General features: G+C 72.0%; 21 protein-coding genes. 8 read left to right on the top strand and 13 right to left on the bottom strand.

Features of this window, described 5'->3' with window-relative positions; all coding sequences use genetic code 11:
• Positions 1–10 precede the first annotated feature (10 nt).
• Positions 11–856 carry an LLM class F420-dependent oxidoreductase gene (locus LMU33_RS27050; protein WP_228623212.1) on the bottom strand — a complete coding sequence of 282 codons (846 nt, stop codon included), beginning with the start codon at positions 854–856 and terminating at the stop codon, positions 11–13.
• Positions 857–1,009: 153 nt separating this feature from the next.
• On the opposite strand from LMU33_RS27050, the gene LMU33_RS27045 reads away from it, so the two are divergent.
• Complete coding sequence (locus tag LMU33_RS27045) at positions 1,010–2,527, top strand: CehA/McbA family metallohydrolase (protein WP_228623211.1); 1,518 nt, start codon at positions 1,010–1,012, stop codon at positions 2,525–2,527.
• Here LMU33_RS27045 and LMU33_RS27040 read toward each other — a convergent pair.
• On the bottom strand, positions 2,520–3,032 hold the full coding sequence (locus LMU33_RS27040) for a PadR family transcriptional regulator (protein WP_228623210.1): 513 nt from the start codon (positions 3,030–3,032) through the stop codon (positions 2,520–2,522). The two genes, LMU33_RS27045 and LMU33_RS27040, sit on opposite strands and share 8 nt — an antisense overlap.
• Before the next feature lie 94 nt (positions 3,033–3,126).
• Between LMU33_RS27040 and LMU33_RS27035 the strand changes: the two genes are divergently transcribed.
• A complete protein-coding gene (locus LMU33_RS27035) occupies positions 3,127–3,696 on the top strand; it encodes a hypothetical protein (protein WP_228623209.1) in 570 nt (189 codons plus the stop codon).
• Positions 3,693–5,006, top strand: a complete 1,314-nt coding sequence (locus LMU33_RS27030; protein WP_228623208.1) for a carotenoid oxygenase family protein — start codon at positions 3,693–3,695, stop codon at positions 5,004–5,006. The genes LMU33_RS27035 and LMU33_RS27030 overlap by 4 nt, the downstream gene beginning before the upstream one ends.
• Here LMU33_RS27030 and LMU33_RS27025 read toward each other — a convergent pair.
• From LMU33_RS27025 to LMU33_RS27010, 4 genes are read right to left on the bottom strand one after another with little or no spacing between them, the layout of a single operon-like run.
• Positions 5,003–5,398, bottom strand: coding sequence for a hypothetical protein (locus tag LMU33_RS27025; RefSeq protein WP_228623207.1), 396 nt, complete (start codon positions 5,396–5,398; stop codon positions 5,003–5,005). The genes LMU33_RS27030 and LMU33_RS27025 overlap by 4 nt on opposite strands.
• Before the next feature lie 30 nt (positions 5,399–5,428).
• Positions 5,429–6,007, bottom strand: coding sequence for a protease inhibitor I42 family protein (locus LMU33_RS27020; RefSeq protein WP_228623206.1), 579 nt, complete (start codon positions 6,005–6,007; stop codon positions 5,429–5,431).
• A 26-nt stretch (positions 6,008–6,033) separates the two neighbouring features.
• Positions 6,034–7,668, bottom strand: coding sequence for a peptidoglycan-binding protein (locus tag LMU33_RS27015; RefSeq protein WP_228623205.1), 1,635 nt, complete (start codon positions 7,666–7,668; stop codon positions 6,034–6,036).
• A gap of 10 nt (positions 7,669–7,678) precedes the next feature.
• Positions 7,679–8,080 carry a hypothetical protein gene (locus LMU33_RS27010; protein WP_228623204.1) on the bottom strand — a complete coding sequence of 134 codons (402 nt, stop codon included), beginning with the start codon at positions 8,078–8,080 and terminating at the stop codon, positions 7,679–7,681.
• 106 nt (positions 8,081–8,186) lie between these two features.
• Here LMU33_RS27010 and LMU33_RS27005 point away from each other — a divergent pair, with 106 nt between their 5' ends.
• Positions 8,187–8,582: a nitroreductase family deazaflavin-dependent oxidoreductase gene (locus LMU33_RS27005; RefSeq protein ID WP_228623203.1), complete on the top strand. Its 396-nt coding sequence runs from the start codon at positions 8,187–8,189 to the stop codon at positions 8,580–8,582.
• Between the two features lie 16 nt (positions 8,583–8,598).
• On the opposite strand, the gene LMU33_RS27000 is transcribed toward LMU33_RS27005, so the two are convergent.
• From LMU33_RS27000 to LMU33_RS26975, 6 genes are all read right to left on the bottom strand, one after another.
• On the bottom strand, positions 8,599–10,047 hold the full coding sequence (locus tag LMU33_RS27000) for an aldehyde dehydrogenase family protein (RefSeq protein WP_228623202.1): 1,449 nt from the start codon (positions 10,045–10,047) through the stop codon (positions 8,599–8,601).
• Positions 10,044–11,774, bottom strand: coding sequence for an N-acyl-D-amino-acid deacylase family protein (locus LMU33_RS26995; protein ID WP_228623201.1), 1,731 nt, complete (start codon positions 11,772–11,774; stop codon positions 10,044–10,046). The genes LMU33_RS27000 and LMU33_RS26995 overlap by 4 nt, the downstream gene beginning before the upstream one ends.
• A gap of 14 nt (positions 11,775–11,788) precedes the next feature.
• Positions 11,789–12,907, bottom strand: coding sequence for an LLM class flavin-dependent oxidoreductase (locus LMU33_RS26990; protein ID WP_249814298.1), 1,119 nt, complete (start codon positions 12,905–12,907; stop codon positions 11,789–11,791).
• Positions 12,908–13,005: 98 nt separating this feature from the next.
• Positions 13,006–13,776, bottom strand: coding sequence for an SDR family NAD(P)-dependent oxidoreductase (locus tag LMU33_RS26985; protein WP_228623199.1), 771 nt, complete (start codon positions 13,774–13,776; stop codon positions 13,006–13,008).
• A gap of 11 nt (positions 13,777–13,787) precedes the next feature.
• Positions 13,788–14,705 carry an LLM class F420-dependent oxidoreductase gene (locus tag LMU33_RS26980; RefSeq protein ID WP_228623302.1) on the bottom strand — a complete coding sequence of 306 codons (918 nt, stop codon included), beginning with the start codon at positions 14,703–14,705 and terminating at the stop codon, positions 13,788–13,790.
• Between the two features lie 5 nt (positions 14,706–14,710).
• On the bottom strand, positions 14,711–15,934 hold the full coding sequence (locus tag LMU33_RS26975) for an amidohydrolase family protein (protein ID WP_228623198.1): 1,224 nt from the start codon (positions 15,932–15,934) through the stop codon (positions 14,711–14,713).
• Between the two features lie 179 nt (positions 15,935–16,113).
• Between LMU33_RS26975 and afsR the strand changes: the two genes are divergently transcribed.
• Together afsR and LMU33_RS26965 are read left to right on the top strand one after the other, a co-directional pair.
• Positions 16,114–19,089 carry an SARP-family global regulator AfsR gene (gene afsR, locus LMU33_RS26970; protein WP_228623197.1) on the top strand — a complete coding sequence of 992 codons (2,976 nt, stop codon included), beginning with the start codon at positions 16,114–16,116 and terminating at the stop codon, positions 19,087–19,089.
• A 222-nt stretch (positions 19,090–19,311) separates the two neighbouring features.
• A complete protein-coding gene (locus LMU33_RS26965; RefSeq protein WP_228623196.1) occupies positions 19,312–19,533 on the top strand; it encodes a hypothetical protein in 222 nt (73 codons plus the stop codon).
• Between the two features lie 105 nt (positions 19,534–19,638).
• Here the strand turns inward: LMU33_RS26965 and LMU33_RS41750 are convergent, their stop codons facing one another.
• Complete coding sequence (locus LMU33_RS41750) at positions 19,639–20,256, bottom strand: ATP-binding protein (protein WP_308280810.1); 618 nt, start codon at positions 20,254–20,256, stop codon at positions 19,639–19,641.
• A gap of 120 nt (positions 20,257–20,376) precedes the next feature.
• Here LMU33_RS41750 and LMU33_RS26955 point away from each other — a divergent pair, with 120 nt between their 5' ends.
• Together LMU33_RS26955 and LMU33_RS26950 are read left to right on the top strand one after the other, a co-directional pair.
• Positions 20,377–21,228 (top strand): helix-turn-helix domain-containing protein, encoded by an 852-nt coding sequence (locus tag LMU33_RS26955; protein ID WP_228623195.1) that lies wholly within the window; start codon positions 20,377–20,379, stop codon positions 21,226–21,228.
• Positions 21,209–21,415: a DUF397 domain-containing protein gene (locus tag LMU33_RS26950; protein ID WP_228623194.1), complete on the top strand. Its 207-nt coding sequence runs from the start codon at positions 21,209–21,211 to the stop codon at positions 21,413–21,415. The genes LMU33_RS26955 and LMU33_RS26950 overlap by 20 nt, the downstream gene beginning before the upstream one ends.
• Positions 21,416–21,470 lie beyond the last annotated feature (55 nt).

Here is a 21,470-nt window from a genome sequence, read left to right as displayed (position 1 = left end):
GAAGTTCGGCCTACAGAAAGCTTCCGTACTCGTCCAGCACCGCCAGCACCTCCGCCTCCCCCGTCGGCGGCAACTGCAGTACGACCTCCTCGATGCCCAGGTCCGCGTAGTGGGCCAGCTTGCCCGGGGTCGCCTGGACCGCGTACGGGACGACCTGGAGCGCGGCCGGGTCGCGGCCCGCGTCCGCCCACAGCGCGCGCAGCACCGGCAGGGACTCGGTGAGTCCCCGGCCGCCGATCGGCAGCCAGCCGTCGGCGTACTCGGCGATGTGCGCGAACAGCTTCGGCCCGGCCGCCCCGCCGACGAGCGTGCGGGGGCCGGTCACCGGGCCACGCGGCTTCTGCACGGGCTTGGGATGCGCGTGGCTGGCCCGTACGGCGGCGAACTCGCCGTCGTAGGACGTCGGTTCCCCGGCCCACAGCGCCTGCATCAGCCGCACCCGGTCCCGGACCAGCTCCCGGCGCGTGCGCCACTGCACGCCGTGGTCGGCGGCCTCCTCCACGTTCCAGCCGTAGCCGAGGCCGAGGGTGAAACGGCCGCCGGACAGGTGGTCCAGGGTGGCGATCTGCTTGGCCAGGGCGATGGGGTCGTGCTGGGCCGGCAGGGTGATGCCGGTGCCGAGGCCGAGGCGCTCGGTGACGGCCGCGGCCTGGCCGAGGGCGACGAAGGGGTCGAGCGTGCGGCCGTATTCGCGGGGCAGGTCGCCGCCGGCCGGGTACGGGGTGGTCCGCTCGACCGGGATGTGGGTGTGTTCGGGGAGGTAGAGGCCGGCGTAACCGCGGTGTTCCAGTTCGCGGGCGAGCCGTACCGGAGCGATGGTCTCGTCGGTGAGGAAGATGGTGACGGCGATACGCATGGCCCATCTGTACCGGGCCGGGCCTCCACTGTCCATACCGACTGGTCGGCACAGTCCGCGCCGGCGGCCGTCACGTCGCGTGCACGACACCTGTCGGATGCCAATCGCCCGCTCTTTCACGAGAGTTCACGCGCGCGCGGGAGACTGACCGCCATGGCTGAAGACACGCACGGTCAGGCTCATGGCATCGGCAGACGCGCGCTCTTCGTGACGGGCGCCGCCGCTGCCCTTACGTTGGGAAGCGTGAGCTTCGCAGCGGCGGACGGTCAGCAGCAGGAGACCCGGTCGGTTCGCGGCACCCTGCCGCCCGGCTCCCCCGACTTCGTGTACGTGCCGGTCGAAGTCCCGGCCGGCGTACGGGAGATCAAGGTCTCCTACACCTACGACAGGCCCTCGGTCCCGGCGGGAACCACGGGCAACGCACTCGACATCGGCCTGTTCGACCAGCACGGCACCGAGCTGGGCGGCCGGGGCTTCCGCGGCTGGTCGGGCGGGGCGCGGACGGAGTTCTTCGTCCGCGCCGACGACGCGACCCCCGGGTACATCCCCGGCCCGGTGCGGGAGGGCACCTGGTACGTGGCGCTGGGCCCCTACACGGTGGCGCCGCAGGGGCTGACGTACGAGCTGACGATCACGCTGACGTACGGCGAGCCGGGCGAGACCCCCCGGCCGGTGTATCCGCCCTCCCGGGCCAAGGGGCGGGGCCGGGACTGGTACCGGGGCGACTGCCATCTGCACTCCTGGTACTCCGACGGCCGCCGCACCCCGGCCGAGATCGCGGCCCTCGCGCGGGCGGCGGGCCTGGACTTCATCAACTCCTCGGACCACAACACCCACTCCGCGCACGCCCATTGGGCGGACCAGGCCGGCGACGACCTGCTGATCATGCTCGGCGAGGAGGTCACCACCCGCAACGGCCACGTGGTGGCACTCGGCACCGATCCGGGTACGTTCGTGGACTGGCGCTACCGGGCCCGGGACAACCGCTGGGCCCGCTTCGCGCGGGACATCCGCCGCGCCGGCGGCCTGGTCGTCCCCGCCCACCCGCACGCCACCTGCGTCGGCTGCGGCTGGAAGTTCGGCTTCGGCGAGGCGGACGCCGTGGAAGTGTGGAACGGCCCCTACACCCCGGACGACGAGGTGACGCTGGCCGACTGGGACAACCAGCTGGTCGCCTCCGTGCGGCACGGGCGGCCCTGGCTCCCGGCGATGGGCAACAGCGACGCCCACCGCGACCCGGACGCGGTCGGCAGTCCCCAGACGGTCGTCCTCGCCGACGACCTGACCCGGGAGGCGATCCAGGAAGGCATCCGCGCGGGACGCAGTTACGTGGCCGAGTCGAAGAACGTGACCCTCGCCTTCACGGTGGCGGGCGGGCGCGGACAGCAGGCGGGCATCGGCGAGCGGCTGGACGTGGCCGCCGACACTCCCGTGACCGTCCGGCTGGAGGTCTCGGGCGCCCCGCGCTGCTCGATCCGTTTCGTCACCGACCAGGGCGTGCTGTTCACCAGTGATCCGCTGCCCGTGTCCGGCACGGGCACGGCCGAGTGGCGTACGACGCCGTCCTACGCCGCGTACGTACGCGCCGAGCTGCGGCACGAGACGGCGGCGGGGCCGGTGCCGGGGGCGCTGGCCGCCTTCACCAACCCGATCTTCCTCGGGGCTATCTGATCTGTTCCGCGGCCCACTCGGCCCACTCGCGCCGCATCGCGTTGAAGCGCAGACCGTACTCCAGCGCGATGCGGCCGTAGACCGAGAGGTTGCCCTCGTCCCAGTCGACGGAGTCGGCGAGCCGCTGCAGCTGTTCGTGTCCGGCCCGGGACAGGTCGGTCAGGTCGGCCAGGTAGGCGCGGGCCTGCTCGGGGCTGAGCACACCGAGGAAGAAGACCCGCAGCAGGACGTCGCTGCGGATGACCCGCTGGGGAGGGACCTCGGTCAGCCAGTGGCGCAGCTCCGCCATGCCCTCGTCGGTGATCTCGTACTCCTTGCGGCCGCGCGGGCCCTCGGCGGCCACCGCGATCAGCCCGGCGCCCGCCAGTTTGGTCAGCTCGGTGTAGATCTGGCTCTGGTTCGCCGGCCAGACGTTGGCCAGCGAGGTCTCGAACGTCTTCAGCAGGTCGTAGCCGCTGGCGCGGCGGTCCGACAGCAGGCCGAGCAGGGCGTGTCTGAGACTCATGCCTGCATCCTACATTCCACTGTTGACATGTCGCTAGCCGACCTTCTACTTTTGACATGTCAAGACTGGGACACACACTGACCGGGGGAATCCCATGTCCTACCTGCGCACGTTCCTGCCGTGGATCGTCTTCGCCGTCATCCCCTCGGGGGACTGGCAGTGGGGCGCCCTGGCCGCCCTGGTGGTGGCCGTGGGGATCATCGCCCAGCAGAAGCGCTCCGGCACCGGCTTCGACGCCCTCCTCATCGAGGCCGGCTCGGCGGTCTTCTTCGCGGTCCTCGCGGTCATCGCCTTCGCCGACCCGCACTCGGGCGTGCACGCCTACTCCGCCGCCCTCTCCTCCGGCACCCTCGCCGTCATCGCCGGCCTCTCGCTGGCGGTCGGCCGGCCCTTCACCCTGGGCATCGCCAAGCGCGCCACCCCGCGCGAGTTCTGGGACCTGAAGCCCTTCATCCGCGTCAACGTCGTCATCACGTCGGTGTGGACCGCCGCCTTCGTCCTGACCGCCGCCGGCCTCGCGGTGCTGGCACACTCCGGGCACGCCCACTCGACGCCCGCGACCCTCGTCCAGATCGCCGGCTTCGTCGTCCCGATGCTCTTCACCGTCCGCTATGTCGCCCACGTCCAGGCGAAGGCCCAGGCCGCCGATCAGGCGGCCCGATGACCGCCACCCCGAAGCACCTCAGCGGCAACTACGCCCCGGTCGCCGAGGAACTCACCGCGCACGACCTGCCGGTGACCGGCACGATCCCGCCCGAGCTGACCGGCTGGTACCTGCGCAACGGCCCGAACCCGGCCGACGCCGCCTCCGGACACTGGTTCTTCGGCCACGGCATGGTCCACGGGGTGCGCCTGGAGGGCGGGCGGGCCGTCTCCTACCGCAACCGCTGGGTCCGCACGAGCCGACTGACCGACGGCGCACGGCTGTACGACGACCGGGGCCGCCGCGACCTCACCGCAGGACCGGCCAACACCCACGTCGTCCGGCACGCGGGCCGCACCCTCGCCCTGGTCGAGATCGCCCTGCCCCACGAACTGACCCGCGACCTGGACACCAAGGGCCCGTACGACTTCGGCGGCCGCCTGGCCACCGCGATGACGGCCCACCCGAAGACCTGCCCGGCCACCGGCGAACTCCACTTCTTCGGCTACGGCATGCTGGAGCCGACCCACCTCACCTACCACCGGGCCGACGCCACCGGCGAGTTGGTGCTCAGCCGGCCGGTCGAGGTGCCCGGGCCGACCATGCTGCACGACTTCGCCCTCACCGCCGGGCACGTCGTCCTCATGGACCTGCCCGTCGTCTTCGACGTCGAACTCGCCCTGACCGGCGGCACGATGCCCTACCGCTGGGACGACGGGTACGGCGCCCGGCTCGGCGTGCTGCGCCGCGACGACCCGTACGGCGAGGTCCGCTGGTTCGCCGTCGATCCCTGCTACGTCTTCCACACCCTCAACGCCCATGACGCGCCGGACGGCACCATCGTGCTGCACGTCATGCGCTACCCGGAGATCTGGCGCCGCGACGCGGACGGCGGCAGGCGGCCGCAGCAGGCCGTGCTGTGGAAGTGGACCATCGACCCGGCGGCCGGCACGGTCCGTGAGGAGCAGTGCGACGACCGGCCCGGGGAGTTCCCGCGCGTCGACGACCGGCTGACCGGACTCGCCGCCGGGCACGGGCACATGACGAGCGGCACCTGCCTGGTCCGCTACGACCTGGCCTCCGGGGCCACCGCCGCGCACGGCTTCGGGCCCGGCCGCACCCCCGGCGAGGCCGCCTTCGCCCCCGCCGACGGCACTCCCGGCGGCCCCGGCTGGCTCATGACGTACGTGTACGACGCCGCCACCGACCGCAGTGACCTGGCCGTCCTGGACGCCGACGACCTCACCGCACCCCCGGTCGCCGTGATCCATCTGCCGGCCCGGGTGCCGTTCGGCTTCCACGGCAACTGGCTGGCGGACAAGGACGGCTAAGCGGTGCCTTCGCGCGTGGCCCGGCGCATGGCGATGATCTCGGCCACCGCTTTCAGCCAGCGGGCGGCACGGGTCTCGGCCTCCGGAGTGGTCGCGGTCTGCGCCGCCCCGGTCAGCCAGTCCCGCAGGACCGCGGCCGGTTCCGGGGACGGCAGCGGCTCGGGCAGCCCGGCCGCGTACGCCAGACCGCCGGACCGGACGATCTCGGAGACGAACACCAGCGAGCGCGGCAGTACGCCCAGCCGGTCCAGGGTGACCGCGGCCGCGATGGCGCCGTCGCCGAACAGGGCGGTGCGGAAGGCCTCCTGGGTCAGTCCGTAGCGGAGCAGCAGGGTGACGTCGGTGTCGGCCAGGACCTCGTCGTCGGTGCGGCTTTCGGGGGCTGGCGGCATGGGGGCCTCGGTTCCGGTCCGGGTCACGGGTCAGCGGACGGTGATCGTGAAGACGTAGAAGCCGGCTCGGGCGCGCGGGGCGGCGCTCAGGGTGGGGTACGGGGACGGCGACGCCGGGGACGCCGCCGGCGTGCCGGTGGGGCTGGGGGTCAGGGTGGAGCGGTCGTGCGGGCCGGGGCCGGTGCAGGTGTTCAGGGGGCAGTACAGCAGCCGTACCGTGGCCCTGCCCTTGGCGAGGGCGGTGAAGCCGAAGGACTGGGTGCCGCCGGTGCCCCCGACGAGGCCGCTGCCGTCGCCGGTCTCCCGCTCGCCCCGGTACCTCAGCACGGCCGCGTCCGGCTTGGGAGCGGCGAGGTACCAGTGCTGGCCGAGCGTGGCGGCCGCCGGGACGGAGAGGGAGAACTTCTCGCCCGGCTCGGCCGTGATGGTCCGGTGCTCGATGCCGTACTCGTCGCCGACGGTCTTGTGGGGCGTGACCGTCGCGCCGGGAGTGGCCGATGCGCTGGGCGTGCCGGTGTGGCCGGACCCGCCGGTCCTGCCGCCGCAGGCGGTGAGGGCGAGGAGGCAGGCGAGGGCGGCGGCGCCGAGGAACGGTGTACGTGAGGTCATGGGGGATCGCTGGTTCCTGGGGTCTTTCAGTCCTGGGGCAGGTGGACGGCGTAGGCGTCGTGATACCGGTTGTCGCTGGCCTTCGCCATGCCGCCGTTGACGAAGTCGTCCTCGCTGATCCATGTGGTCCGGCCCCACGGGTTGTAGATCTCCAGCTTGTCGCCCTCCTGGCCGACGATCATCATGGAGTGGCCGTTCCACTTGCCGTTCGTGACCCCCTCGGCGTCGAAGGGCACCGGCTTGCCGTCCGCCACGGACTTCTCGATCGCCGGCAGGATGTCGCGGCGGGCGTCCGGGTTGCGGACCTCGTGCAGTTCGTAGGCGCTTCCGGTCTGCGGGCTGATCTCCTTGTTGGAGATCTGTTCCTGGCCCTGCAGGTTCATGCCCTCCCAGTCGGCGCCGCCGTGGCCCTCGAGGTGCATGCGGTGCTGCTCGGCCACCAGGCGCTGCCGGAAGGCCTCCGGGTCGTCCTCCTGGCCGCTGGGGCCGCCGGTGAGCGAGAGGGCGTAGACGGGGTCGACCACGGCGCGGGCGGCGACCGTGGTGGAGGCGACACAGGTGCCGTCCTGGCCGTCGCCGCCCTGGGCCCACTGCTGGCCGTCGAAATCCTGGAGTTCGGTGTTCATGTTGGCGCCGCTGAGGGGGTTCGTCCCCTCGTCCTTGAGGCTGTCGGCCCCGGTGACGATCGGGGCCAGGTGCCGCTGCAGCCACGCCGGGTCCTTGCCGTGGATCTTGCCGTCGAACGCCTGGATGTCGTCGACGCCGTGGCCCGCGGCGAGGGCCTTCATCAGGTACGCCTTCTCCTGCGGGGTCCCCGCGCCCGCCAGCAGCCGGTCCATCCGGGCCCGGTCGGCCGGCGAGAGCTGGTCCATGGCCCGGCCGGAGCGTTCCAGTTCGCCCGCGGTCAGGATCTCGTTGTAGTCCGGCGCGCCGTCCTTGCCGCTGGTGTCGGCAAGCATCATCCGGTCCACCGCGGAGAGCTGACCGCTGTGCATCTTCCCGGCCCGGGCCTCGGCCGCCCACTTGTTCAGGTCGCGGGCCGCCGCGCGGACGGCGTCGTCCGCGCTGACGGCGCCCTTGTGCATCGACTCGACCCCGTCGGCGGCGAGGCCCCGGCCCGCCTCCAGGGCCGCCTTCTTCTCCGCCTTCTCCTGGGCGGTCTCGATCAGCCTGCCGAAGTCGAAGAAGCTGTCCCTCGGACCGAGCCGCTCCTTGGCCTGCTGCATCAGGGCACGGCCGTCGGCGTCCTGCTTCTTCGCGGTGCCTAGCGCGTCGGCCAGCGCGTGCAGCGCCTTCGCGCCGCCCTGGAACGCCTCGGACATCTTGGTCGCGGCGCGGGCGGCGCCGGCCACCGCGTCGGAGGCGAGGACGCTGGTGTGGCCGACCCAGACCTCCGGCAGACCCTTGTGGGCCACCCTGTTCACCCGGTCGTGCAGCTCACCGGCCTTGTCGACCTGGCCGCGGTAGCGGGTGCCGAGCGACTCCAGCGTCGCGGTGTCGCCGGCCGGCGCCGAGACGAGGAGCGCGTTGTCGATCAGGTCCAGCAGGTCGTTCTTGTCCGTGGCCTTGGGGATGCTCGTGCACAGGTCGGCCAGCCAGGAGCGGCGGCCGGCCGGGGTCTCCAGGGCGGCGAAGGGGTTCAGGTCGTCGAAGATTCCCACCGGCCGGCCCTCAGAACGTCGTCAGGGCCGAGGGACGCCCGCCGGGCACCGGCAGGGTGGTGTTGCCGTCGCCGCCCACGGACACGGCCGCGGTCCGCGTCGCCACGGTGTGGTCGGAGCCCCGGTACGCGCTCTTGGCGAGCCGCACCTTGCCCGCGAGTTCGTGCAGCGCCGACTGCAGCGTGGAGGCGTCCTCCAGCCAGGCCGCGGCGAACGCGTCGAACGCCTCCGCCGACTCGGCGCCGCCCAGGGCGTCCTGCCCGTAGCACTGGTCGGTGACGATCGCCTCGTGTATGTGGCCCGCGTCGTCGCCCGCGCCGTCCAGTTCCTTCGCCTGCCCGGACATGCCGGACCGGACTGTGTAGCCGTCCGAAGACGCGCCCATCACGCTCCCCCGTTTGCGCTCGAACATGACCGCGGGGGAGGCTAACACGCGTCCGTCGTACGACCCCGCGCGCATCACAGGCCCCGCACGGGGCCGGCACAGCATCCACGCGAGACACCGGGAGAGCAGACAGATGTCAGCCCGCACCGACCTCAAGCACCGCCTCGTGACCGGCTTCCAGCGGCACCTCGCCAACCCGCTCAACCGGCGGCTGCCGTTCCAGGTCCTCCTGGAGACCACCGGCCGCGTCTCCGGGCTGCCCCGGCGGACGCCGGTCGGCGGGCGCAGGGTCGGCGAATCCTTCTGGCTGGTCTCCGAGTTCGGCCACAAGTCGCAGTACGTGCGCAACATCCAGGCCGATCCGAGGGTCCGCGTCCGCATCGGCGGCCGCTGGCATCACGGCACCGCCCACCTCCTGCCCGACGACGACCCGGTGGCCCGCCTGCGCTCCCTGCCCCGCTTCAACAGCGCGGCGGTACGGGCGTTCGGCACCAGCCTGCTGACGGTCCGGGTGGATCTGGCGGACTGAGCGCGGCCGGTCCCGTTCACCCCGGCCACACGATCGCCTGCACCTCGCTGTACGCGTGCAGCGCGTAGGAACCGACGTCCCGGCCCACCCCGCTCTTCTTGAAGCCGCCGAACGGGGCCTCCATGTTGCGGCCGACGGTGTTGATGCCGACCCCGCCGGCCCGCAGCTGCCGGGCCACCCGGAACGCCCTGGCCACGTCACCGGACCAGACGTAGTCGAGGAGCCCGTACGCGGAGTCGTTGGCGAGGGCGACCGCCTCGTCCTCCTCGTCGAAGGGGATCACCGCGACCACCGGCCCGAAGATCTCCTCCCGGGCCACCCGCATGTCGTTGGCGCAGTCGGCGAGGAGGGTGGGAGCCACGTGGAAACCCCGGTCGAGCGAGGGCCGTTCGCCGCCCGCGACCACCGAGGCGCCCTCCTTGCGGCCGAGTTCGACGTACGACTCGACACGCGCCCGGTGCTCCGCCGAGATCACCGGCCCGACGACCGTGTCCGGCTCCCGCGGATCCCCGACCTTCAGCCCGCGGGCGTACCGCGCGAGTTGCTCGACCAGGCGGCCGTACACCCCGCGCTGGGCCAGCACCCGGGTCGGTGCCGTGCAGATCTGTCCGCTGTAGAAGGAGAAGGTGGTGCCGATGCCGGCGACGGCCGAGCCGAGGTCGGCGTCGTCGAACACGACCGCCGCGCCCTTGCCGCCCAGCTCCATCAACTGGCGTTTCATGTCCCGGCCGCACACCTCCGCGATCCGCCGCCCGACGGCGGTGGACCCGGTGAAGCTGACCATGTCGACGTCGTCGGAGGCCACCGCCGCCTCGCCGACGGCCACCTCCCGGCCGGAGACGACGTTCACCACCCCCGGCGGCGCCCCGGCCGCCTGAAGTGCCTCGGCCATCCGGTAGACGGACAGCGGGTCCTGCGGGGCGGGCTTCACGACCACCGTGTTGCCCATGGCCAGCGCCGGCGCGACCTTGCCGGCCGGGTTGGCCCACGGGTTGTTGTAGGAGGTGATGCAGGTGACGACCCCGACGGGCTGCCGTACCGCCAGCGCGCCCAGCACCGCGGCCTTCCCCATCGGCCCGGCCTCGTTGATCTGCGGCGCGACCGGCCACTCGGCGGGCTCCACGCGCGCGTACCGCCGGAACCGGGCGGCGGCCACCCCGACCTGCATCGCCCGGGCGGTCGCCGTGGTCGCGCCGGTCTCCGCGCGGGCCAGCTCGGTGTACGGCCCCATCCGGTCACGGATGATGTCGGCCGCCCGGCCCAGCACCGCCGCCCGCTCCTCCGGCCGGGTCCGCGACCACGCCCCGAACGCCTCCCTGGCCGCCGCGCAGGCCGCCCGCACCTGTTCCGGCGAGGCCTCCGGCGCCCAGCCGACGGTCTTTTCGGTGGCCGGGTCGGTCACCGGGTAGTGCCCGCCGTCCGGGGCCACCCACTCCCCGCCGACGAACAGCCGTTCCCCCTTCACCTCGTACTCACCGTCCGCGTGTCCCGCCCCGACCGCAGCACCTTCCCCGGTACGGCCCCGGTCACCACGTCGTCGCGGATCGCCGCGACCCCGTTGACCCACACGGCCCGCACCCCGATCGCCCTGGAGTCCAGGCGGGGGCTGTCACCCGGCAGGTCGTGCACCAGCCGGGCCCGGCCGGCGTCGATGCGCTCGGGGTCGAACAGGACGAGGTCCGCATGCCAGCCCTCCCGTACCCGCCCCCGCTCGCGCAGCCCGAAGAGCCTCGCCGGGTCGTCGGTCAGCATCTTCACCGCCTGCTCCAGCCCGACCAGCTTCCGGCCGCGCAGACAGTCCCCGAGGAACCGGGTGGTGTACGGCGCCCCGCACATCCGGTCCAGGTGCGCGCCCGCGTCGGAGCCGCCCAGCAGCACGTCCTCGTGCTGCCAGGTTTCCGCGCGCAGCGCCCAGGAGGCGGGGTCGTTGTCGGGCGGCATCGGCCACAGCACCGTGCGCAGTTCGTCGCCGGCGCAGATGTCCACCAGGCAGGCGAACGGGTCCTGCCCCCGCTCCTCGGCGATGTCCCCCACGACCCTGCCGGTCAGCCCCCGGTTGGCCTCGCTGTAGGTGTCCCCGATGACGTACCGGCCGAAGTTCGCCAGCCGCCGGAAGACGCCCGCCTCCTTCGACCGGGCCCGCCGCAGCATCTCCGCCCGGACGGCGGGGTCCCTGAGCCTGGCGATCCGCTCCGGCACGGGGAGCCCGAGGACCGGGCCCCAGCCCGGTATGAGGTTGAGGGCGCAGAAGGTGCCGAGCGACATGTTCATCGGGGTGAGGATCGGCATGGTGAGCGCCACCACCCGTCCGCCGGCCTTCCGGGCCCGCTCGCTCGCGCTCAGCTGCCGCGGCACCCGCTCCGGTACGGCGGCGTCGACGGTGAGCACGTTCCAGTTGAGGGGCCGTCCGGCGACCGCGCTCATCTCCACGAGCAGATCGATCTCGTCGTCGCTGAACTGGTCCAGACAGCCGGCGACGATCGCCTCGATCTGCGTGCCCTCGTGCTCTCCGACGGCCTTCGACAGAGCCATCAGCTCGGCCGGCTGCGCATGCCGGGACGCGACCGGCTGCCCGTCCCCGTCCGAGTGCGTACCGGACTGCGTGGTGGACAGTCCCCAGGCCCCGGCGTCCATGGCCTCGTGCAGCAGCCGCAGCATCGCCGCGAGCTGCTCCTCGGTCGGCTGCCCCCCGACGGCCTGCGGCCCCATGACGTACCGCCGCAGCGCACAGTGCCCGACCATGAATCCGGCGTTGACGGCGATCCGCCCGTCGAGGGCGTCCAGGTACTCCCCGAAGGAGTGCCAGCTCCAGGGCGCCCCCTCCTCCAGCGCCACCAGGGACATGCCCTCCACCTTGGACATCATCCGGCGCGTGTAGTCGGCGTCCTCGGGGCGGGCGGGGTTCAGGGGTGCGAGGGTGAAACCGCAGTTCCCTGCGGCGACCGTCGTCACCCCGTGGTTGAGGGAGGGCGTGGCGTACGGGTCCCAGAAGAGCTGGGCGTCGTAGTGGGTGTGGGGGTCGACGAAGCCGGGGGTGAGGATCAGGCCGGAGGCGTCCTCGGTCGTACGGGCGTCCTCGGTGATCCTTCCGACGGCGGCGATACGGCCGCCGCGGATGCCGACATCGGCGGTGCGGGCGGGGGCGCCCGTCCCGTCGACGACGGACGCGCCCTTGATGAGATGGTGCAACATGCCCGGAAACCCCCTCAGACAGCCTGACGGAACCTGGACGTCCGGTGCACCGGATCCGTGTCGATCCGGGGAATCACGTGCTCCCCGATCAGCCGGATCGTCTGCAGCGTCTCCTCCTTCGGCACCCCCACCGGCAGCCCGAAGCTCAGCTGGTCGGCGCCCGCCTGCTCCCACCGTTTGCACTGGCGCAGCACCTCGTCGGGGTCACCGCAGATGAGCAGCTCCTCCTCCACCAGCAGCTCCACGAACTCCGGCGTGTACTGGGGCAGCGTCTCCGGCCACACGGGGAAGCCCTCGGGGCGCGGGAAGGTGTCGTGGTACCGGAAGACGAGCGACGGGAGGTAGTGCAGCCCGCCGTTCACCGCGATCTCGATCGCCTCCGCGTGCGTCGGCGCGCAGATCGCCGTGGTCGTGACCATCACGTTGTCGTTGACGAAGTCCCCCACCGGCTCCGCGTTCACCACCGCCGTCTTGTACTGCTCCAGCACCCACTCCATGTCGGAGACCTTCTGGATGCTGAAGCCGAGCACGCCGAGCCCCTTCTTCGCGGCCATGGCGTACGACGGCGGCGACCCAGCCGCGTACCACATCGCCGGGTGCGACTTTCCGTACGGCTTCGGCAGGACCTTGCGCGGCGGCAGCTGCCAGTGCTTGCCCTGGAAGCCGGCGTACTCGTCCTGGAGCCACATCTTCGGGAACTCCGCGATGGTCTCCTCCCAGATCTCCTTGGTGTAGTTCATGTCGGTCACACCCGGTATGAACCCGAGGATCTCGTGGCTGCCGGCGCCCCGCCCGCTGCCGAACTCGAAGCGCCCCTCGCTGAGGTGGTCCAGCATGGCGACCTTCTCGGCGACCTTCACGGGGTGGTTGACCTGGGCCAGCGGGTTGAAGATCCCGGAGCCGAGGTGGATCCGCTCGGTCGCGTGGGCGAGATACCCGAGGAAGACGTCGTTGGCGGACAGGTGCGAGTACTCCTCCAGGAAGTGGTGCTCGGAGGCCCACGCGTACTTGAAGCCGGACTTGTCCGCCTGGATGACGTACTCGGTCTCCTCCATCAGCGCCTTGTGCTCGGCCAGCGGGTCGGTCTCGGCGCGTTTGCCCACGTATCCCTGTACAAAGAGCCCGAATTCCAAGGCGGTTCACCGTCCTCAGTCTTTTCTGACGCCTCGTCAGATCTCTTGTTGGCCGACTGTCGCATCGGCCGCCGTGACCGTCAATAGCTGACGGAGAGTCAGATAACGCTGACTCCCGCCAGCCACCCGCCGTCGATCACGAACGGCTGCCCGGTGATGTACGAGGAGTCCGCCGAGGTGAGGAACAGCGCCAGCCGCGCCACCTCCTCCGGCTGCCCGACCCGGCCGAGCGGCACGAGCTTGCGGTACAGCTCGTCCAGGGCCCGGCTCATCTCCTCCGGGTCGGCGTCCGGGTCGAGCCGCGCCGGGTTGGACATCGCGGTGTCGATGGCGCCCGGGCAGATCGCGTTGACCCGGATGCCCCGGCCCGCCAGCTCCAGCGCGGCCACCCGGGTCAGCCCCAGCACCGCGTGCTTGGTGGCGGCGTACGTCCCCACGGCCGCCATGCCGGTCAGGGCCGTGTAGGAGGCGGTGTTGACGATGGTCCCGCCGTCGGCCATCTGGGGCGCCACCGCCTTCATGCCCAGGAAGCAGCCGACCTGGTTGACCTGCACGACCTGCATGAACTCGTCCAGCGGGGTGTCCACGAGCGCGTTGAAGCGCAGGATCCCCGCGTTGTTCACCAGCCCGTCGATGTGCCCGTAGGCCTCCTTGACCGCCCCGACGGCCTCCCGCCAGCCCTCCTCGGTGCCGACGTCGAGATGGACGTACAGCGCGCCTATCTCCTTGGCCAGGGCCTCGCCCTGCTCGTCCAGCACGTCGGCGACGGCCACCCGCGCCCCCTCCGCCCGGAAGAGCCGCGCCTCCTGCTCGCCCTGCCCGCGTGCCGCCCCGGTGACGATGACGACCCGCCCGTCCAGCTTGCCCATGGCGTGCTCCTTCAGTTCAGCCGGGGTGCGACCTCCGCCCCGAACAGCCCGATCTGCTCGATGAGTTCGGCCCGGCTCCGGCTGCGGAACCGCACCTGGACCTGGTCCACGCCCATGGCCCGGTAGGCCCGCAGCGACTCGGCGATCGCCTCCGGCGCCCCGGTGAGGGTCCGCCGTCCGACGTCCCAGCCGGCCCGCCCGACGTACAGCGGCTCGGCGATCGCGCCGACGGTGAACGGCCCCTTGACGCCCGCCTGCGCGCGCAGTCGCCGGATCCGTTCGATCTGCGCGGGCAGCCGGTCCCGCGGATCCCCCTGCGGCAGCCAGCCGTCCCCCTTCAGCGCGGCCCGGCGCACGGCGGCGGGCGAGGAGCCGCCGACCCAGAGGGGGACCCGCGGCTGGGCCGGCCGGGGGCGCTGGCCGAGCCCGGCGAAGTCGTAGGTCTTCCCGTGGTGCTCGGGGAACTCCTCCGCGCCCAGGGCGGCCCGCAGCGCGTCGATCACCTCGTCCAGCACCGCCCCCCGCCGCTCGAAGTCGGCCCCGAGCACCTCGAACTCCTCCCGCACATGCCCGGCCCCCACCCCGAGGACCAGCCGGCCGCCGCAGAGGTGGTCGAGGGTGGCGTACTGCTTGGCGGTGAGCAGCGGGTGCCGCAGCCCCACGACCGCCACATGGCTGAGCAGCCGTACCCGCTCGGTCACGGCGGCGAGGTGGGCGAGGGTGGCGACCGGGTCGTACCAGACCGTGCTCATGGCGGGGGCGAGCCGGCGCGGGATCGCCACGTGGTCGCAGGCGGCGAGGTAGTCGAACCCGGCCCGGTCCACGGCCCGCGCGACGGCCACCAGGTCCTCCGGGCCGGCCCCGGCCTCCCAGCCTTCCGCGAACAGGGCGCTCTGCGCCTGCACGGGCAGCTGGATCCCGTACGCCAGGGCACTCACCGCCAGAGCCCTTCGGGGGTGAGCCCCAGCAGCTCGATGGCGTTGCCGCGCACGATCCGCTCGACCACGTCCGCCGGCAGGTGCCCCATCTGCGCCTCACCGACCTCGCGGGACTTGGGCCAGGTGGAGTCGGAGTGCGGGTAGTCGGTCTCGTACAGGACGTTGCCGACCCCGATGGCGTCCAGGTTCCTCAGCCCGAAGGCGTCGTCGAAGAAGCAGCCGTAGACGTGCCCGGCGAAGGTCTCGGACGGCGGCCGGGTGACCTTGCCGGCGACCCCGCCCCACCCCCGGTTCTCCTCCCACACGACATCGGCGCGCTCGAGGATGTACGGAATCCACCCGATCTGCCCCTCGGCGTACATGACCCTGAGGTTCGGGAACCGCTCGAACTTGCCGCTCATCAGCCAGTCCACCATCGAGAAGCAGCAGTTGGCGAAGGTGATGGTGGAGCCGACGGCGGGCGGCGCGTCGGCGGAGGTGGAGGGCATACGGCTGCTGGAGCCGATGTGCATGGCAACGACCGTGCCGGTCTCGTCGCAGGCGGCCAGGAAGGGATCCCAGTCGTCGGAGTGGACGGACGGCAGGCCCAGGTGCGGGGGTATCTCGGAGAAGGCGACGGCCCGCACTCCTCTGTGCGCGTTGCGCCGCACCTCGGCGGCGGCCAGCTCGGCGTCCCACAGGGGTATGAGGGTGAGCGGTACGAGCCGCCCGTGCGCCTTCGGCCCGCACCACTCCTCCACCATCCAGTCGTTGTAGGCGCGCACGCACAGCAGGGCGAGCTCCTTGTCGGCGGCCTCGGCGAAGGTCTGCCCGCAAAAGCGCGGGAAGGTGGGGAAGCAGACGGCGGACTGGACGTGGTTGACGTCCATGTCGGCGAGCCGGGCGGACACGTCGTAGGACCCCGCCCGCATCTGCTCGTAGGTGATGACCTCGAGCCTGACCTCGTCCCGGTCGTACCCGACGGCGGTGTCGAGCCGGGTCAGGGGCCTGCGCAGGTCTTCGTAGGCCCACCAGTCGCCGAGGGGTCCGTCGGTACTGCCGGGTTCGCCCATGACGGGCTTGAAGCGCCCGCCCAGGAAGGTCATCTCCTTCAGCGGGGCGCGCACGATCCGGGGCCCGACGTCCAGGTATTTCCTCGGCAGCCGGTCCTGCCAGACGCCGGCGGGCTCGACGGTGTGGTCGTCGACGGAGATGATCAGCGGGAACTGTGTGGTCTCCATGGCCCTCACGGTAGCGCCGATCTGACGGTCCGTCAGCTAGTGGGTGCTTGCAAAGAGGGTGTGAGGGGTTTGTGTACCGGGAAGCACGGCCCTGTGATCGGCGTCTCCCACGGCTGACGGAACCGCCCGGAACAAGGCAAACTGACGGGGTTGTTCGTGATGCCGAGGGGGACGAACGCATGGACGGTGGGCCGCGAGTGCCTGAGCAGCGGCGTCCCGGCTCCGTGACCGTCACGGAGCCGGAGGCGCTGCGGTTCGGCGTGCTCGGTCCGGTGCGGGCCTGGCGCGGCGCGGAGCAGATCGGCACGGGCTCGCCCCAGCAGCGCGCCCTGCTGGCCGCCCTGCTGCTGCGCGAGGGCCGTACGGCGACGGCGGCGGAACTGATCGACGCGCTGTGGGGCGCCGAGCCCCCGTCGCAGGCGCTGGCGGCGGTGCGCACGTACGCGTCCCGCCTGCGCAAGATCCTGCCCCCCGGGGTGCTGGTCAGCGAGTCCGGCGGTTACGCGGTGCGGGTGCCGGCCGAGGACGCCCTGGACCTGACCGTCGCGCAGGACCTGGCGGCGGAGGCGGAGAAGTCACGGGCGGCCGGCGACCTGTGCCGCGCTCGCGAACTGCTGAACCAGGCCCTCGGCAGGTGGGACGGCGAGGTGCTGGCCGGTGTCCCCGGCCCGTACGCCGAGACCCAGCGGGTCCGCCTGGAGGAGTGGCGCCTGGGCCTGCTGGAGTCCCGCCTGGACATGGACCTGGAACAGGGCTGTCACGCGGAGGCCGTGTCGGAGCTGACGGCGCTGACGGCCGCGTATCCCCTGCGTGAGCGGTTGCGTGAGCTGCTGATGCTGGCCCTGTACCGCAGCGGCCGGCAGGCGGAGGCCCTGGCGGTCTACGCCGACACCCGCCGCCTGCTGGCCGAGGAACTGGGCGTGGACCCGCGCCCCGGGCTGCGCGAGCTCCAGCAGCGCATCCTGCAGGCGGACCCGGCCCTGGCGGAACCGTCGTCCCCGGCGTCGGAGCCGGCGGCGGTCCCGGTCCGCCCGGCCCAACTTCCCGCCTCCGTCCCCGACTTCACCGGCCGTGCGTCCTTCGTGACCGAACTGAGCGAGGTGCTGTCCTCGGCCTCGGAGTCCCCGGACGCCGGGGACCGGGTGATGGCGGTGTCGGCACTGGCCGGCATCGGCGGCGTCGGCAAGACGACCCTCGCGGTCCATGTCGCCCACCGGGCGCGGGGCGCCTTCCCGGACGGCCAGCTGTACGTGGACCTGCAGGGCGCGGGCCCGAGACCGGCGGAACCGGAAACGGTCCTCGGCTCCTTCCTGCGCGCCCTGGGCACGGCGGACTCGGCGATCCCGGACTCCCTGGACGAACGGGCGGCGCTCTACCGCTCGGTCCTGGACGGCCGCCGGGTCCTGGTGCTGCTGGACAACGCGAAGGACGCGGCACAGGTACGCCCGCTCCTGCCCGGCACGGAGGGCTGCGCGGCCCTGGTGACGTCCCGGGTGAGGATGGTCGACCTGGCCGGGGCCCACCTGGTGGACCTGGACGTGATGTCCCCCGACGAGGCGCTGTCCCTCTTCACGAGGATCGTGGGCGAGGAGCGGGTGGCCGCGGAACGGGAGGCGGCGCTGGACGTGGTGGCGGCGTGCGGTTTCCTCCCGCTGGCGATCCGTATCGCGGCGTCCCGGCTCGCCGCCCGGCGGACGTGGACGGTCTCGGTCCTGGCGGCCAAGCTCGGGGACGAACGCCGCCGCCTGGACGAACTGCAGGCCGGCGACCTGGCGGTGAAGGCCACCTTCGAGCTGGGCTACGGCCAGCTGGAGCCGGCCCAGGCCCGGGCGTTCCGCCTGCTGGGCCTGGCCGACGGCCCGGACATCTCCCTGGCCGCCGCGGCCGCGGTCCTCGACCTGCCCGTGGAGGAGACCGAGGACCTGCTGGAGTCCCTCGTCGACACGTCGCTGCTGGAGTCGGCGGCGCCGGGTCGCTACCGCTTCCACGACCTGGTCCGGCTCTACGCGCGTGCCTGCGCGGAGAGGGACGAACAGCCGCCGGGCGAGCGGGAGGCTGCGATGTCGCGGTTGCTGGACTTCTACCTGGCCACGGCGGCCCAGGTCTATGCGATGGAGCGGCCGGGGGACCGGCTGGTGGACCACCTGGAACCGACCGGGTACCGGGGGCTGGGTTTCGAGGACCGGCACGGCGCACAGGACTGGCTGTACGCGGAGGCGGTCTGCCTGCTCGCCTGCGTACGGCAGTCCGCCGGCGGAAGCACGCTGCGGCGCGCGATCGATCTCCTGTGGGCGTCCGTCGACCTGGCGGAATCCGGTGCCAACTCGAGGGAGTACGAGGCGGCCGCGGCCGCGCTGAGGTCAGTGGCGCGGGCCGTCGGCGATGTGCGTGCCGAGGGCAGGGCCTCCGTCGTTCTGAGCAACGCGCGGCTGTTCTCCGGGGTGTTCGACCAGGCCTACCGCGAGGCGCTGGAGGCGTTCCAGCTCGCGGAGGCGGCCCACGACCCGCTGCCCTCCTGCTGGGCGGCGAACGTGCTGGGCAGCACGGCGTTCTACCAGAACCGGCACGAGGACGCCGAAGGCTACTTCAGCCAGGCCATCGAGAAGTTCCGCAGCTGCGGCGACCTCGCGGGCACGGCGGCCGCCCTGTGCAACCTGTCACGTCTGCACCTTGCGACGGACCGCGCCGACACCGCGGTCGTCCTCGCCCGCCAGGGAACGGACATCTACCAGCAGCTCGGCCACACCCTCAGGGGAGCGAACGGGCGCTACGCCTTCGGCCTGGCCCTCGGCAAGTCCGGCCGGCACGACAGCGCGGCCGAGCAGCTGGAACAGGCCCTGCGTGTCTTCCGCGACAGCCGTCAGCGCCTGTGGGAAGGAATGACGCTCTGCCGGCTCGCGGAGGTCGACCTGGACGCGCGCAGGCCGTCACAGGCCGCGAGCAACGCCGAGATGGCGCTCACCGTCCTTCGGGGCATCGGAGGCGAATGGCGCCGCGGCCATGTCCTGACCGTGCTGGGCCGAGCCCTGAACGGCATCGGCCACCTGGGCCGGGCCCAGGTCTGCTGGCGTGAAGCCCTGGAGATCTACGAGCACCTGAACGCCCCGGAGGCCGACGAGGTCCGCAAGCTCCTGACGCCGGTGGCGGCCGCCTGAGCCTCTGCCGGGCTCTGCCGGGGCGTTCATCGTTCGTTTATCGCCGCACGGCACTCTCCTTGTTGTCGATCCGTCGCGTCGGGGGGCAGACGGACCGCGGTGAGGGCCGCCACAACCACGGGGGATTAGGGTTGGGCGGCCCGAGCGGCCCGCCCGGCCGCCCACGGGGGAGTGACCGGGCGGGCCCTCACGTTCCACAGTGATCCACCAGGGGAGGCACCCATGAGCAACACCGACAACAACACGATCGTCCAGCCGGACAACACGCACGTCACCGACGCTCCGGCCGGCGGGAAGGTCCAGCCGCTCAACACGCACGTCACGGACGCCCCGGCGGACGAGACGGTCCAGCCGCTCAACACCCACGTCACGGACGCCCCGGCGGTGGCCGCCGACGGCACGGTGACTCCGGACAACACCCACGTGACGTCCGAACCCAGCTGAGCCACCTCCCGCACGGGGGACCGGCCGCGACGGCACCGAGGGGGAGCCGTCGCGGCCGAGGTGTGTCCGGGACAGATGCCCGGGCCCACTGCCGCGAACTGTCGCTCACTCCGCCCCGGCCAACTCGCACCACACCGTCTTGCCCTCCACCCCCTGCTCCACGCTCCAGCACAGCGCCACCGCATCCAGCAGGGCGAGGCCGCGTCCCGTTTCGTCGTCGGGCGCGCTGGGCAGGGACACGGGGAGAGCCTCCTTGGCCGGGTCCGTGACCTCGACGCGGATGCGGTTGCCGTCCGTCCGGGCCACCCGCACACGGACGGTGGTCCCCTCCCCCACATGCCGGATCACGTTGGTGACGAGTTCGGTGACGCAGAGCTGGACATCGGCGCAGGGAGCGCCCAAGTGGCGCCGGACAGTGCGGCGCAGGCCCTGGAGCGCCTTCGGTACGGCGACGAGTTCGACGTCCAGAGGAGGCGGGCTCGGCGTACGGTTCTCACCCCGCAGCGCCCTCGCCAGCTGGTACGCGGTCGCCGTATTGCAGTTGCCGAGCGCCACCAGGCCGGCCGGGGGCTGGTACCTGCCCGCGAAGCTCGGCAGGTCCACCCGGAGGGAAGGCAGGGTGATGCCGTGGGCGGAGAGGGCGTCGCGCAGGTCTTCCACGCAGAGGGTGGTGTCGAAGGCGGAGTTGGCGGGGCGGCTGGTGGGGGGATTCGAGGACGACACGGTTGCGTACGCCTTCCTGTGCTCTCTGTGACGAAACAGTCACACGTTGGCGTCACCGCCGGTACCTTTTGAAGAGGTTTCGGCTGCGCAAGCGCAAGTGGCAAACGGCGGTGATGAGTTGTGCCCCCACGCAAGAATCCCGACGCGTCGGCGAACGTCCCCTCCTTCTACGGCGCCGAACTGCGCTACCAACGGGAGCTGGCGGGACTCACGCTGGAACAGTTGGCGGAAGGGAGCTTTCGGGGCGTCCCGTTCCTGAGCCAGATCGAGCGCGGGGAGCGGCGGATGCCGCTGGATCTGGCCCGCCATGTCGACAAGGTGCTGAAGACCGACGGGTTTTTCGAGCGCCGTTGTGAAGACGCCCGCCGGGCACGGCAGTCGGGGCATGCGGAGTACTTCGCTGATGTGGCGGAGATGGAGCGGCATGCGGAGACGATCGAGGACTGGGCGCCGATGCTGGTGCCGGGGCTGCTGCAGACCCAGGCGTACGCCGAGGCCGTCGTACACACGTCGCTGCCCTGGCTGCCGCCCGAGACCGTCGACAAGCAGGTCAGGGCCCGACTGCAGCGCGCGGAGATCTGGGAACGTGAAGAACGGCCCTCGTTCTGGGCCGTACTGCACGAGTCCCTCGTCCGCAAACCGCTTCTGCCTCCGACGCAGATGTCCGAACAGCTGGAGCACATCGCTCACGTGATCCGCTCCACGCAGGGCGTTCTGCAGATCCTCCCGGAAACGACGCACGCTCACCCGTTCATGATGGGCATGATGAGGGTGATGACCTTCCCGGATGCCCCAGCTGTGGCCTACACCGAGGGACTCCACAATGGCCAACTCATCGACTATCCGGCGCTCGTGAAGAACTACCGCAGGTCGTACGATCTGCTCAGGGCCGCGGCACTCCCGCCAGAGGCGTCCCTGGCCATGGTCGAACAAGCGGCAGAGGACTACCGAGATGGCAAGCACCGGGATTGACCTGAGCACAGCTGTGTGGCGCAAGAGCAGCTACAGCAACGGCAGCGGCGGCGAGTGCGTCGAAGTCTCGGACGCTCAGCCCGGCGTGGTGATCCCCGTCCGCGACTCGAAGAAGGCCCAGGACGGCCCCGTACTCCTCTTCCGCCCCCTCGCCTGGACCGTCTTCCTCGACTCGCTGAAGGACTGACCCCGCCCGGTTATCCACAGGCCAGGCGGCAAGTCGCGGATTCTGCGATCTTGCC

Origin of the sequence: Streptomyces barringtoniae, from assembly GCF_020819595.1 — a bacterium.
GTDB lineage: Bacteria > Actinomycetota > Actinomycetes > Streptomycetales > Streptomycetaceae > Streptomyces > Streptomyces barringtoniae.
The sequence above is the reverse complement of the archived record's forward strand: the minus strand, read 5'-3'. Positions and strand labels throughout refer to the sequence as shown.